General features: G+C 63.0%; 12 protein-coding genes. 3 read left to right on the top strand and 9 right to left on the bottom strand.

Features of this window, described 5'->3' with window-relative positions:
* Positions 1–6: 6 nt before the first annotated feature.
* The 8 genes from QAZ22_RS21375 to QAZ22_RS21410 all read right to left on the bottom strand — a co-directional run bounded on the left by QAZ22_RS21375 (position 7) and on the right by QAZ22_RS21410 (position 8,421).
* Positions 7–1,074, bottom strand: coding sequence for a BMP family ABC transporter substrate-binding protein (locus tag QAZ22_RS21375; protein WP_278202683.1), 1,068 nt, complete (start codon positions 1,072–1,074; stop codon positions 7–9).
* A 51-nt stretch (positions 1,075–1,125) separates the two neighbouring features.
* On the bottom strand, positions 1,126–2,046 hold the full coding sequence (locus tag QAZ22_RS21380) for an ABC transporter permease (protein ID WP_040971178.1): 921 nt from the start codon (positions 2,044–2,046) through the stop codon (positions 1,126–1,128).
* The gene (locus QAZ22_RS21385) at positions 2,046–3,158 is read right to left on the bottom strand and encodes an ABC transporter permease (protein ID WP_278202684.1); all 1,113 of its coding nucleotides are present in this window, start codon (positions 3,156–3,158) and stop codon (positions 2,046–2,048) included. Before QAZ22_RS21385 ends, QAZ22_RS21380 begins: the two co-directional genes overlap by 1 nt.
* Positions 3,155–4,732, bottom strand: coding sequence for an ABC transporter ATP-binding protein (locus tag QAZ22_RS21390; protein ID WP_278202685.1), 1,578 nt, complete (start codon positions 4,730–4,732; stop codon positions 3,155–3,157). Before QAZ22_RS21390 ends, QAZ22_RS21385 begins: the two co-directional genes overlap by 4 nt.
* Positions 4,733–5,051: 319 nt before the next feature.
* A complete protein-coding gene (locus tag QAZ22_RS21395) occupies positions 5,052–6,029 on the bottom strand; it encodes a quinone oxidoreductase (RefSeq protein ID WP_278202686.1) in 978 nt (325 codons plus the stop codon).
* 56 nt (positions 6,030–6,085) lie between these two features.
* Positions 6,086–6,904 carry a phosphatidylcholine synthase gene (gene pcsA, locus QAZ22_RS21400; RefSeq protein WP_278074327.1) on the bottom strand — a complete coding sequence of 273 codons (819 nt, stop codon included), beginning with the start codon at positions 6,902–6,904 and terminating at the stop codon, positions 6,086–6,088.
* On the bottom strand, positions 6,901–7,515 hold the full coding sequence (locus QAZ22_RS21405) for a DUF1326 domain-containing protein (RefSeq protein ID WP_278202687.1): 615 nt from the start codon (positions 7,513–7,515) through the stop codon (positions 6,901–6,903). Before QAZ22_RS21405 ends, pcsA begins: the two co-directional genes overlap by 4 nt.
* Before the next feature lie 12 nt (positions 7,516–7,527).
* Entirely contained in the window at positions 7,528–8,421 is an 894-nt protein-coding gene (locus QAZ22_RS21410) for a DUF2182 domain-containing protein (protein ID WP_278207902.1), read from the bottom strand.
* A 101-nt stretch (positions 8,422–8,522) separates the two neighbouring features.
* Between QAZ22_RS21410 and QAZ22_RS21415 the strand changes: the two genes are divergently transcribed.
* Together QAZ22_RS21415 and hspQ are read left to right on the top strand one after the other, a co-directional pair.
* Positions 8,523–9,734 carry a UbiH/UbiF family hydroxylase gene (locus QAZ22_RS21415; protein ID WP_278202688.1) on the top strand — a complete coding sequence of 404 codons (1,212 nt, stop codon included), beginning with the start codon at positions 8,523–8,525 and terminating at the stop codon, positions 9,732–9,734.
* A 271-nt stretch (positions 9,735–10,005) separates the two neighbouring features.
* Positions 10,006–10,329, top strand: a complete 324-nt coding sequence (gene hspQ / locus QAZ22_RS21420; protein WP_278074323.1) for a heat shock protein HspQ — start codon at positions 10,006–10,008, stop codon at positions 10,327–10,329.
* 72 nt (positions 10,330–10,401) lie between these two features.
* On the opposite strand, the gene QAZ22_RS21425 is transcribed toward hspQ, so the two are convergent.
* Complete coding sequence (locus QAZ22_RS21425; protein WP_278074322.1) at positions 10,402–11,031, bottom strand: invasion associated locus B family protein; 630 nt, start codon at positions 11,029–11,031, stop codon at positions 10,402–10,404.
* A 286-nt stretch (positions 11,032–11,317) separates the two neighbouring features.
* Between QAZ22_RS21425 and QAZ22_RS21430 the strand changes: the two genes are divergently transcribed.
* On the top strand, positions 11,318–13,138 hold the full coding sequence (locus QAZ22_RS21430) for an extracellular solute-binding protein (RefSeq protein WP_278202689.1): 1,821 nt from the start codon (positions 11,318–11,320) through the stop codon (positions 13,136–13,138).
* The last annotated feature ends 17 nt before the right edge of the window (positions 13,139–13,155 follow it).

Here is a 13,155-nt window from a genome sequence, read left to right on the forward strand (position 1 = left end):
CGCCGTTTACTGCGGCAGCTTGTCGTCGATACCCTTGACGTAGAAATTCATGCCGAGGAGCGTGCCGTCGTCGGCAACCTCGCCGTCCTTCAGCCAGGGCGAGCCGTCCTGCTTGGACACCGGACCGGTGAAGGGGTTCCAGCCGCCGGCGATCTTCTTCGTGGTCGCCTCGGCCATGGCCTTGACGTCGTCGGGCATGTTCGTGAAGGGCGCGAGCTTGACGGCGCCGTCCTTGATGCCGAGCCAGACATTATCCGGCTTCCAGGTGCCGTCGAGCGCCGCCTGCACGCGGCTGATATAGTACGGCCCCCACTCGTCGGTGAGCGAGGTCAAGGCCGCGTTCGGTGCGAACTTTATCATGTCCGACGACTGGCCGAACCCATGCAGCTTGCGCTCCTCGGCGACCTGCAGGGCGGCGGTCGAGTCGGTGTGCTGGACGATGATGTCGGCGCCCTGGTCGAACAGCGCCTTGGCGGCGTCCGCTTCCTTGCCCGGGTCGAACCAGGAATTGACCCATACGATCTTGACCTTGAAGTCGGGATTGATCGACTGCGCGCCGAGCATGAAGGAGTTGATGCCCATCACCACTTCCGGGATCGGGAAGGAAACGATGTAGCCGGCGAGGCCCTTCTTCGATTCCTTGGCCGCGATCTGGCCGAGCACGTAGCGGCCTTCATAGAAACGCGCGTTGTAGATGCCGAGATTGTCGCCGGTCTTGTAGCCGGTTGCATGCTCGAACATCACCTTCGGAAACTTCTTGGCGACCTTCACCTCGGCGTCCATGAAGCCGAACGAGGTGCCGAAGATGATCTTGCACTTCTCGCGCGCCAGGCGCTCGAAGGCGCGGTCGGCGTCGGGGCCTTCCGAGACGTTCTCGAGATAAGCGGTCTCGACCTTGTCGCCGAGCGCCTTTTCCACCTCGAGGCGGCCCTGGTCGTGTTGATAGGAATAGCCGAAGTCGCCGATCGGACCGGTATAGACCCAGCAGGCCTTCAGCTTGCCGGCCGCCTCGGCGGTCGCCGCCAGCGACAGGGCCGCGGCCGTGGTCATAAGCGCAATAAGCAGTTTTTTCATCGTGTTACCTCTCTGAGTTAAGCCTTGGAGCTTCCCGTCTTTTTGTTGTCGTCAACGATCCGGAACGAATGGCTGCCCCAACGAAGCCGGCGTGTTCATCATCGTTAGCCGCTTGTTGCGCGAGATTAGAACGAGAACCACGATGGTTGCCAGATAGGGCAGCGAAGAAAGAAACTGCGAAGGCACGGGAATGCCAAAAGCCTGTGCATGAAGCTGGCCGATCCACACGGCGCCGAAGATATAGGCGCCCGCCAGCACCCGCCACGGACGCCAGGACGCAAACACCACCAGCGCCAGCGCGATCCAGCCGCGGCCCGCGCTCATGTTCTCGACCCATTGCGGCGTGTAGACGAGCGACAGATGACCGCCGGCGAGACCAGCGCAGGCGCCGCCGAAGATCACCGCAAGATAGCGGTAGCGGATAACCTTGATGCCAAGCGCATGCGCCGAAGAGTGGCTGTCGCCGATCGAGCGGAGCGTAAGGCCGGTGCGCGTCTTGAACAGGAACCACATCACGGCGGCAGTAAGCGCGATCGATAGGTAGAACAGCGGATCCTGGCCGAAGATCAGCTTGCCGACGACCGGGATCGAGCTCAGGCCGGGGATGTCGAGGTTCGGCAGCCTGACGCCGGGCTGACCGACGAAGCTGGTGCCGATCATGCCGGAGAGGCCGAGGCCGAGCAGCGTCAGCGACAGGCCGGTCGCCACCTGGTTGGTGGCCAAGGACAGCGTCATGACGGCGAAGAGCAGCGAAAACAGCGCGCCGACGATGATCGCGGCAAGCAGCCCGATCCAGGGCGATCCGGTGAGATAGCCTGCGCCGAAGCCGCCGACCGCTCCCATGATCATCATGCCTTCGACGCCGAGGTTGAGCACGCCGGAGCGCTCCACCACCAGCTCGCCGATGGCAGCAATCAGCAGCGGCGTCGCGGCGGTCGCGATGGTCAAAAGGATGTTGACAGTGATGTCCATCAGCGTGCCTCCTCCAGCTTGGGCGCGGCCTCGAGTTTCGGCGCGGCAAAACCGATCAGACGAATGCGATAATGAATGAGCGTGTCGCAGCCGAGCACGAAGAACAGAAGCATGCCCTGGAACACCCGCGCCACCTTGTCGGAGATGCCGAGCGCGGTCTGCACCGCCTCGCCGCCGAGATAGGTCAGCGCCAGCACCAGGCCGGCGGCGACGATGCCCAGCGGATTGAGACGGCCGAGGAAGGCGACGATGATGGCGGTGAAGCCGTAGCCGGGCGAGATCACCGGCTGCAGCTGGCCGATGGCGCCGGACACTTCCGAGATGCCCGCCAGCCCCGCCAGCGCGCCGGACAGCAGGAAGGTGAAGAACACCATCTTGTTGAAGCCGAAGCCGGCGAAGCGCCCTGCCCTCGGGCTAGAGCCCAGCACGCGGACCTCGAAACCCTTCAGCATGCGGCTCATCATCAGCCAGATCGCTATCGCCGCGACCAGCGCGAAGACGAAGCCCCAATTGGCGCGGCCAGCATCCGGCATCAGCTCCGGCAGGACGGCCGCGTCGCCGAACTGGATGGTCTGCGGAAAGCCATGGCCCTGCGGATCGCGCCAGGGTCCGCGCACCAGCCAGTCGAGGAAGAGCTGCGCCACATAGACCAGCATCAGGCTGGTCAGGATCTCGTTGGTGCTGAAGCGGGTCTTGAGCAGCGCCGGGATAGCCGCGTAGAGCGCGCCGCCGACCATGCCGAGCAAGAGCATCAGCGGCAGCACCAGCGGACCTTCGAATTCGGGGAACAGCACCGGGATGATGGATCCGAAGATGCCGCCCAGGATGAACTGGCCTTCGGCGCCGATGTTCCAGATGTTGGCCTTGTAGCAGACCGACAGGCCGACCGCGATCAGGATCAGCGGCGCCGCCTTGATGGCCAACTCGTGCAGCTGCCAGACCTCGCTGACCGGCTCAATAAAGTAGACATTGAAGGCGTTGAACGGATTGACGCCGAGCAATGCGAACATGATGGCGCCGGCGACCATCGTCAGCGCGAAGGCGATGAAGGGCGACAGCACCGAAAACAGCGCCGAGCGTTGCGGACGTTTGACGAGTTCGAGGCGCATCATGCCGTCTCCAGCGTGTGTTCGGCGTGGCCGGGCTCGGCCCCGCCCATCAGCAGGCCGATCTTTTCGAATGTGGCCTCGGCAATCGGCAGCGGCGCGGACAGCTGGCCATTGTGCATGACCGCGATGGCATCCGACAGTTCGAACAATTCGTCGAGGTCCTGACTGATGACGAGAACCGCCGAGCCGCTGCGGGCAAGCTCGATGAGCGCCTGGCGGATATGGGCGGCGGCACCGGCATCAACGCCCCAGGTCGGCTGGTTGACGACGAGCACGCTCGGCTTGCGGTCGAGCTCGCGGCCGACGATGAATTTCTGCAGATTGCCGCCGGATAGCGCCGCGGCCTCCGGATCGGGCGCGCTCTTGCGCACGTCCATCGCGGTGATGATGCGCTGGGCGGCCCCGTAGACGGAAGTGTTCTTGACCATGCCGCCGGAGCCGACGAAGGACTTGCCGTCGGTGGCATGGCGCGAGAGCAAAAGGTTCTCCGAAAGCTTCATCCTGGGCGCCGCGCCGTGGCCGAGGCGCTCTTCCGGAACGAAGGCGGCACCCATCAGGCGCCTGCCGGTGATCGAGAGCCCGCCGGCGTCCTTGCCGCGGATGCGCACCGAACCGGCATCCTGCTGCAGCACCTCGCCGGAAACGGATTCGAAGAACTCGCCCTGGCCGTTGCCCGCGACGCCGGCGATGCCGATCACCTCGCCGGCACGCACGGAAAGATTGATGTTTTTGAGCGGGATGGCGAAAGGCGTCGCCGGCTTGCGGGTTAGCCCGCGGATCTCCAGCAGCGCCGGCGCGGTCTCGATGCCTTCCGCCGGCGCGCGTACCACCGCCTTGACCTCGTTGCCGACCATCATGCGGGCAAGCGACGCGGCCGTCTCCTGGCGGGGATTGCAATGGCCGACGACCTTGCCGTGGCGCAGCACGGTGGCGCGGTCGCAGATGCGTTTGACCTCTTCGAGCCGGTGCGAAATGTAGAGGATCGACTTGCCCTCCGAGCGCAGCCGCTCCAGCGTCTCGAATAGCTTGTCGGCCTCCTGCGGGGTCAGCACCGACGTCGGCTCGTCGAGGATGATGAGCTGCGGCGTCTGCAAGAGGCAGCGGATGATCTCGATGCGCTGGCGCTCGCCGACCGAGAGGTCGCCGACCAGCGATTCCGGATCGAGCGGTAGCCCGTAGCTGTAGGAGAGCGCCCTCGCCTTCGCGGCGATGGTGCTGATCGGTGAGCCGTCGTTGAGCGAAAGCGCGATGTTTTCGGCCGCCGTCAGCGCCTCGAACAGCGAGAAATGCTGGAAGACCATACCGATGCCGAGCTTCTTGGCGACGCCTGGGCTGGTGATCGTGACGGGCTTGCCGTCCCAGAATATCTCGCCCGAATTCGGCTCGAGCGATCCGAACAGCATCTTGACCAGCGTCGACTTGCCGGCGCCGTTCTCGCCGAGCAACGCGTGGATCTCGCCCTTCGCGATGTTGAGGTCGATGTGATCGCACGCCGTCAGCGTGCCGAAAATCTTCGTAAGGCCACGAACCTCGAGCAGGTTCGCCCTGTCATGATTTGCACTCACAGTGCCTCCCATCCAGTTACCCGGATATGTTCTGTGTTCCCGCTGGCATGGTATGCGCGGCCGGCTTCTGTCGGAAAGCGCCACCCAACTTGAAAGAGCTTCAAGAATTCCAGCGGAAACTCAAGGGGGTAAGATATACCTATTGAGGGTGCAGGAAAGGCTGGCTGGCTTTTCGGGCAAAGCGTGCCTTCACGCTTGGCAAGGCGCTGAAAAACAAGGCGGCCGGCTCAAAGCATGTCTTCCGAAAGTGGGAACCGGTTTCGGGATAAAGACATGCTTGAGATCAAAAACTAAAGCGCGTGGAGCGAATCTGAAAAGATCGCGACGCGCTTTAGGGAATGAGGACGGTCGTGCCCGTGGTCTTGCGGCCCTCGAGATCCGATTGCGCTCGTGCCGCATCCTTCAGCGCGTAGCGCTGGTTGATCTTGATCTCGACGGCGCCGCTCAGCACCACATCGAAGAGAGCCTCGGCCGATGCCACCAGATCCTCGCGCTTGGCGTTGTAGACGAAGATCGTCGGCCTGGTCGCATAGAGCGAGCCTTTTTGCGCCAGAAGCGACATCGAGAATGGCGGGATCGGTCCCGACGACTGGCCGAAGCTGACGAACATGCCGAGCGGTCTCAGGCAATCGAGCGAAGCGGGAAAAGTATCGTTACCGACGGAATCGTAGACGACATCGCATTTCTTGCCACCGGTGATGGCGGCGACGCCGGCGACGAAATCCTGCTCCTTGTAATTGATGACATGGTCGAAGCCATGCGCCTTGGCGAGCTCGATCTTGTCGCTGGAGCTTGCCGTGCCGATCACGGTCGCCCCGAGATGCTTTGCCCACTGGCCGAGGATAAGGCCGACACCGCCGGCAGCGGCATGGTAGAGGATCGTGTCGCCGGCCTTCACTTTATAGGTGCGGCGCAGCAGATACTCCGCCGTCATGCCCTTCAGCATCATGGCGGCCGCCTGCTCGTCGCTGATGCCGTCCGGCACCTTGACCACGCGATCCGCGGCGATCACCCGTTGCTCGCAATAGGCGCCGACATTGACCGCGTAGGCGACGCGGTCGCCGGGCTCCAGCCAGTCGACGCCGGCGCCGACGGCGAGCACCACGCCGGCCGCCTCGCTGCCCGGGACCAGCGGGAAGCCGCCCGGCGGCGGATAAAGGCCCGAACGGTGATAGACGTCGATGAAGTTGAGGCCGATCGCCGTATGCCTGATCAGGATCTGACCGGCGCCCGGCTGGCCGGGATCGGCATCCTCATAGACCAGAACCTCGGGGCCGCCATGGGCGTGAATGCGGATCGCTTTGGACATCGCTCAACTTTCTCGGGGCTCAACTTTCTCGGGAAGGATGGAAGCTAGATTTAGGGTCAGGATTTCTTGGCGCCAAGATTGGGGAACATCTGCATCACGCCCCCGATGCAGGCGAGATAGAGGCCGGTAATGGTGATGCCGATCTTGGTGAAGTCGCTGACCTGTTCACCCAGGACGCCGATCTGATTATAGAAGCTGGCGAGTGCGGCCTGTGCCAGCGCAAGCGCGCCGAAAGCGCACCACAAAAGGATCATGCCGAGATTGAGCGACCTGAGCCGGACCACCCGCACCGGATGGATGAAGTTGATCGGCAGGAAAGTGAGGATGCCGGCCACCACGACCACGGCGAAAGAAACCCACGGTCCCGGTTCGATGACGAAGAGGGTGAACACCACCATGTTCCAGACGACAGGAAATCCCTTGAAGAAGTTCTCCTTCGTCTTCATGCCGGTGTCGGCATAATAGATCGCGCTCGACACCACGATGATGGCCGCCGACAGGAATGAGAGGTTCTCGCCCATGAAGCCGCGCTGATAGAGCGCGAAGGCCGGGATGAGCACGTAGGTCACGTAGTCGATGATATTGTCGAGCATTTCCCCCGACCACGTCGGCAGGATTTCCTTGACTTCGAGCTTCCTGGCGATCGGGCCGTCGATCCCGTCGACGAAGAGAGCTAGCCCCAGCCACCAGAACATCGCCGTCCAGCGCTCCTCGCTGGCGGCGACCAGCGACAGGAAGGCGAGGAACGAGCCGGACGCGGTGAGCAGGTGCACCGAAAAAGCACGCGCCTGCGGCCACGTCACTTTCTTCTTCGGTCGCGGAATCCGCTCCGCGATTTTCTTGGCCGCCTTCCTGGCTGCTGTGTTCTTGCTCACGGGCCTCGCCAATCCAGCTTGCATATCTCGGCCGAACGGCCGGCGAAATTCCAGTTGCGGCCTAAGGCGCGCATCTTGCTCTTGTCGGACTTCGCCACGATGATTTCCGGCGCGATCCAGTATTCGGAATTGGTGATCACCGTATCCTTCTCGCGGTCCTTGCCGGGTATTGGCGTCACCGCGCCGTCGATGATCTTCGGTATCTGGAAGACGCGCGTCTTGTCACGCGTCTCGTAGGTGATCGGCACCTGCTCGACGCCGAGGAATTTTCCGACCAGGATCGACAGCAGCGACGTGGTCCCGCCGGCCTTGCCGGTGAATATCCTGGTCAGCGCCTTCACCGCATAGACCGAGGCGCGCTTGTCGATGAACAGGCCGGCGGTCCAGTTGCCGCGGCTCATATAGCCGGGGATTTCCATGACTAGGCCGAGATTGAGATCGGAGAGGTCGACCTCGCCGAAATGGCCGGCATCGATGCGGAAACCAGCCCAGGTCTGGCAATAGCCCTCGGTCGGCGGATGGCTGCCAAGAGACAGCACGCAAGGGCAAAAAACCGTGCAATTGCAGGAGAGTACCAGCTCTCCCTTCATCGCCCAGCTTTGATCCGTCATCGAATTCTCCCCTCACGCCGAAACTAATAGCAGGGCGGCAGCCCACACAAGCAGTATCGCACCGGCCACCTGGCTTGCCACCCTGCCGGTGGTCTGTTTTTCGATCACGGTGAACAGGCCTATCAGCGCCATCCAGAAGATGTTCATCGCACCAACGGCGAACATCACCAGCATCAGCGCCCAGCAGCAGCCAAGGCACCAGGCGCCCTGCTCCATCCCCAGGCGAAAGATACGCCCCGGTTTCGCGCTCCAGTTGGCGAACAGGATCGAGAACGGGTTGCGGCATTTCTTCAGGCATGCCTGCTTCGAGCCGCTGAACTGATAGAGGCCGGCGATCGCCAGGGCGGTGCCCCCGGCAAGCCCGACGACGGGATCGAGCACCTGCCCCGAGGCGGCGAAGCCGTAGACCGCGAGCGTCAGCGCGGCGAACGCCACCGAGGCGGCAAGCCAGGTCGCGAGGTATCCTGCCACCAGAACCAGCGGATGGACGACGGGCTCGCCCTTGATCCGAGCGGTGTCCGCAATCTCGCAATAGGTGCGGATCATCGGCGCCGCCGAAGGCAGCATCGCCGCCGCAGCCATCAGGAACCACATCAGGACGAGTGCCGACGCCTGCGCACCCGCGGCACCGGTGAGCGGTGCCGGCGCAAGGCACAGGGCGAAAAAGCGATCGAGGAAATCCGGCAACGGCAATCGCGGCAGGTCTTTGAGCAGGGAATCGCCCGGAGCGCCGCCGGCAAGGCGGCTTTCGGCGCCGCGAATCGCCATTGCCGCGAGAATGAACCAGGCAAGCACGATGCTCGCGCCGATGGTGATCGTCACCGCTAGGCGCGGGCTGCGCGCCAATCCCGCCGCAGCGCGGCCGGCGCGGTCGAGGTGGCTGAAATCGTGCTCCTGGCCGGTCATGGCAATCGAATGGGCCGAATCGCCGCGTTGATCAAGCCCGCCCACCTGCCCTATATCCGCATATAGGTCGGCAGACCGCCCATCATTCATGGAAGCCTGGCGTGGAGCAGAACGACAAAGCCCGCATATTGGTCGCCGGCAGCGGTCCGGCCGGCCTGATCGCGGCACTCGGCTTTGCCGAGGCAGGCTTTGCCGTGACGCTCGTTGGCCCGGAGGCCATCACCAGCGACGGCCGCACCACCGCCCTCATGAATCCTTCGCTGAAAGTCCTCGAGCGGTTCGGCGTGCTGGATGAGCTCAGACCGCAGGCAGCACCGTTGAAGGTGATGCGCATCGTCGATGCGACCCGAAGGCTGATCCGCAGCCCGACTGTGACCTTTCGCGCCAGCGAGATCGGCGAGGAGCAGTTCGGGCTCAACATGCCGAACAATGTCCTGATCCCGGTGCTCGCCAAGGCGGTTGCCGCTCACCCCGGCATCGAGTGGCGCAAGTCTATGGTCGAGACGTGGCGGCTCGATACCGACCGGGCGCATGCGAGCTTGGCCGACGGCAGCGAAGTCTCCGCGTCCCTGGCGGTTGCCGCCGACGGGCGCCTGTCGCCGGCGCGCGAAGCCGCCGGCATCAAGGCATCCGCGCGGCCCTATCCTCAGTCGGCGCTCGTTCTCAATTTCAGCCATCGCAGCGAGCACGGCTTCATCTCGACCGAGTTCCACACTGAAACCGGACCGTTCACGCAGGTGCCGCTGCCGGGCAGGCGCTCGAGCCTGGTCTGGGTGGTGAAGCCGGAAACGGCGAGCGAACTCGCGGCGCTCGACGATGCCACGCTCTCTGCCCGGGTCGAGGAGCAGATGCAGTCGATGCTCGGCCGCGTTTCGGTCGAGCCCGGCCGCCAGGTCTATCCGCTGTCGGCCGCCTCGCCCGGCCGCTTCGCGCAAAACCGTGTGGCGCTTGTCGGAGAAGCGGCGCATGTTTTCCCGCCGATCGGCGCGCAGGGCCTCAACCTTGGCATCAGGGACATTGACGACCTGATCGGAATCGCCAGCGAAAACCGCGACGATCCAGGATCGAGGCTGTGCCTCGCCGCTTATGACACACGGCGCCGTCCCGACGTCCTGGCGCGCAGTGGCGCGGTGAACCTGCTCAACATGTCGCTGCTCTCCGACATGCTGCCGGCGCAGCTTGCACGCAGTGCCGGTCTCACCATGCTGGGCAGCTTCGCGCCGCTGCGCGCCTTCTTCATGCGTGAAGGCCTGCGACCGGGCAGCGGTTTTCGGGCGCTCGCCGGCGGATTCAGGAAGCAGAGTGCGCGCTGAAGCAAGACATTTGGCCCGCCCGCTTCCGGCCCGAAACCACTGCGTGCCGATCCGTAGCTTGGCGTTGGTGGGCATTGAATTGATGCAGCGTCTGCGCCAAATGGTACCAAGTCGAAAGTCGGGGTCGATTTTTGGCTGCGTGCTATGTAAATTCAAGACCTTAGGCGCCCTGCGCGCGCGAGCCACTGACGGCGCCTCGGGACCAGCGCATGACCCCGAAAATCGAATTCGATTTTCGAAACGACGCGCGGCGCTGTAGGTGGTGAGTGCGATGAAAACGGCCAAATTCGCGATCGGACAAGTGGTTCGCCACCGGCTGTTTCCGTTCCGCGGCGTGATCTTCGACGTCGATCCGCAATTCGCCAACACGGAGGAATGGTACGAAGCCATTCCAGCGGACATGCGTCCGCGCAAGGACCAGCCTTTCTATCACCTTCTCGCCGAGAATTCCGAGACCGAGTACATCGCCTACGTGTCGGAGCAGAACCTGCTCGAGGACCAATCGGGCGAGCCGGTGCGGCATCCGCAGATCGGCGAGATGTTCGACAAGCTGCCCGACGGGCGCTACGAGCCGAAACGCCACTCGAAGCACTGAAGGCTCAGCCGACGGCAACAAAAAAGCGGGGCAAACGCCCCGCTTTTTTGTTCCGAAGAAACACTCCGGCGATCAGTTGGCGGTCTTCGCCTTGTCCTGCTCTTCCTTGAGCTTCTTGGCGAAGTCCTGGTTGTTCTTGGCGACGAAGTCCTGCAGCTTCTTCTGGCGGTCCTCGATGTCCGACTGCTGCAGCGGCGGGCCGTCATAGGCGCCGCTGAAGCCGGTCAGCGCGACCTTGATCGGGTTCGGCTGGTTCTGGAAGTTGATAGAAGTGAGGCTGATCGCTTGGCCCTTCTTGAAGGACGCGACAAGCTGGTCGCTCAGCGGCACTTCGGCCACGCAACGATCAGGGAAGCAGATCACATAGTCGAGCTTCTGCGCCTTGCCGCCGTCGATCTGCAAGCCGATGCCTGGGGGAATGAGGCGCCCGGTCGGCACCGTCACCTGGAACACCTTGCGGTTCACCTTGCCCTTGAGCTCGATCAGGCTGATGCCGGTGACGAGCTGGCCATTGCCGGCGGTGACGATGTTCTGCACGTTGCAGATATCGACGTCCTCCTGCTTGGTGCAAGCCTTGAACCAGCCTTGCGGAATCTGCGGCTGCTGCTGCGCCGAGGCGGTGAAAAGCCCGGCGCCCAGGACGCCGACCACGCCTGCGGCCAGCACCGAAAGGCGATACGCGTTGCTCGTCATATGGTGCACTTTCCTCTCAAATGATCCCGGGGACCGGCTTCTTCGCGCCGTGCGGTCCCGCTACCTGTTGCCCAAATGAGGCAACAGCATGACTTCGGAGCGCGTGTTACACTGCCAGCGGCGCCGAATCCAGCCCGGTTTCCGCGATTTCTTTTTGGTTTCGCGTCGCCTGAGGAATCCCCGAATGGCGATGGATTGGGTGAACCCAATTCCCACCGGTGCGCCGATTCAATCGGGAGGCGAAATGCTCTAGGGTGCGTGTCGAATCACAAAGCCGCCCGGCAAGGAGACGGTCATGGACCGCGTTCTCGTTCGGCTGATCGCCGCGACCTCGTTTCTGGCCCTCTCGCTTCTTCCGGCTTTATCCGAGCCGAAGCACGGCATCGCCATGCAGGGCGAGCCGGCGCTGCCTGGGGACTACACGCATTTCGACTACGTCAATCCCGATGCGCCGAAGGGCGGCAGCGTCACCTATTGCGTCGTCGGCAGTTTCGACAATCTCAATCCCTTCATCCTGAAGAGCTTGCGCACCACCGCGCGCGGCATGATCGACACGGTCTACGGCAACCTCGTCTTCGAGCCGCTGATGCAGCGCAACTACAACGAGCCATTCAGTCTCTACGGCCTGCTCGCCGACAGCGCCGACATGGATCCGGAGCGCAAGAGCATCGAGTTCCATCTCAATCCCGATGCCAAATGGTCTGACGGCCAGCCGGTGACGCCGGAGGATGTGCTGTTCACCTATGATGTCTTCACCGACAAGGGCCGCCCGCCCTACAGTGATCGCATGAGCATGATCGCCAAGCTGGAGAAGACCGGCGAACATAGCGTGAAGTTCACCTTCAACGACAAGGCCAATCGCGAATTTCCGCTGATCGTCGCGCTGACGCCGATCATCCCCAAGCATGCCTTCGACAAGGACACCTTCGACAAGACCACGTTGAAGCCGCTGATCGGCAGCGGCCCCTATACCGTGGACAAGGTGCAGCCCGGACAGCGCATCGTCTTCAAGCGCAATCCTGATTATTGGGGCAAGGATATCCCCTCGAAGCGCGGCTTCGACAATTTCGACCAGATCACCATCGAGTATTTCCTCAACGCCAATGCCAAGACGGAAGCGTTCAAAAAGGGCATCTGCGCCCTCGATGACGAGACCGATCCGGTCAAGCGCGACCGCGATGTCGACTTCCCGGCCTTTCGCAAGGGCGATGTGAAGCAGGAATATTTCGACACCGGCATACCGCCGGTGGTTACCGGCTTCCTGTTCAACACCAGGCTGCCGAAGTTTTCCAATCCGGTCGTGCGGCGCGCGCTCGGCATGCTCTATGATTTCGAGTGGGCGAACAAGAACCTGTTCGCCGGCAAGTTCAACCGCACCATGAGCTTTTGGCAGAACTCCGAGCTGTCAGCGCTCGGCCATCCGGCCGACGACCGGGAGAAGGCGCTGCTTGCCCCCTATCCCGGCAAGGTACCCGCCGAGGTGATGGACGGCACCTGGCGGCCGCCGGTCACCGACGGCTCCGGCCAGGACCGCAAGGTGCTGCGAGCGGCGTTCGAACTGCTGAAAGGCGCCGGCTATCACGTGGAGGACGGCCGGATGCTCGATCACCAGGGAAATCCTTTCGGCTTCGAGATCATGACCTCATCGCAGGATGAGGAGCGGCTTGCGGCCCTTTATCAGCGCACGCTGGAGAAGATTGGCATCGACGTCACCATCCGCAGCCTCGACGGCGACCAGATCCAGTCGCGCAAGCAGCGGTTCGACTTCGAGGTTCTAATCGGCACTAGCGGCTTCAACAATTCGCTGTCGCCCGGCAGCGAGCAGGTTGGGCGCTGGGGATCTATCGCGGCCAAGCAGGAGGGCTCGTTCAACCTGGCGGGCGTCGCCGACCCTGCGGTCGACGCGGCGATCAACGCGATGCTGAACGCACGCACCAAGGAAGACTATGTCGCCGCTGTGCGCGTCCTCGATCGGCTGCTGATCTCCGGCAACTACATCGTGCCGATGCAGTACAACACGCAGCAGTGGCTTGCTTACTGGAACTACCTGGAACACCCGCAAAAGACTCCCATATTCGGCTATCAGCTGCCGACGTGGTGGCGAAAGCCCAATTGACCTCTCGACCAATCAGG

This window comes from Mesorhizobium sp. WSM4906 (assembly GCF_029674625.1).
In the GTDB taxonomy this organism is placed as follows: Bacteria; Pseudomonadota; Alphaproteobacteria; order Rhizobiales; family Rhizobiaceae; genus Mesorhizobium.

What these genes read in the sequence shown, in the direction of transcription:
- QAZ22_RS21405 (WP_278202687.1), bottom strand. Translation starts at nt 7,515, where the DNA reads ATGACGGATCAAAGCTGGGCGATGAAGGGAGAGCTGGTACTCTCCTGC.
- hspQ (WP_278074323.1), top strand. Translation starts at nt 10,006, where the DNA reads ATGAAAACGGCCAAATTCGCGATCGGACAAGTGGTTCGCCACCGGCTG.
- QAZ22_RS21410 (WP_278207902.1), bottom strand. Translation starts at nt 8,421, where the DNA reads ATGACCGGCCAGGAGCACGATTTCAGCCACCTCGACCGCGCCGGCCGC.
- QAZ22_RS21430 (WP_278202689.1), top strand. Translation starts at nt 11,318, where the DNA reads ATGGACCGCGTTCTCGTTCGGCTGATCGCCGCGACCTCGTTTCTGGCC.
- QAZ22_RS21380 (WP_040971178.1), bottom strand. Translation starts at nt 2,046, where the DNA reads ATGGACATCACTGTCAACATCCTTTTGACCATCGCGACCGCCGCGACG.
- QAZ22_RS21375 (WP_278202683.1), bottom strand. Translation starts at nt 1,074, where the DNA reads ATGAAAAAACTGCTTATTGCGCTTATGACCACGGCCGCGGCCCTGTCG.
- QAZ22_RS21390 (WP_278202685.1), bottom strand. Translation starts at nt 4,732, where the DNA reads ATGGGAGGCACTGTGAGTGCAAATCATGACAGGGCGAACCTGCTCGAG.
- QAZ22_RS21395 (WP_278202686.1), bottom strand. Translation starts at nt 6,029, where the DNA reads ATGTCCAAAGCGATCCGCATTCACGCCCATGGCGGCCCCGAGGTTCTG.
- QAZ22_RS21385 (WP_278202684.1), bottom strand. Translation starts at nt 3,158, where the DNA reads ATGATGCGCCTCGAACTCGTCAAACGTCCGCAACGCTCGGCGCTGTTT.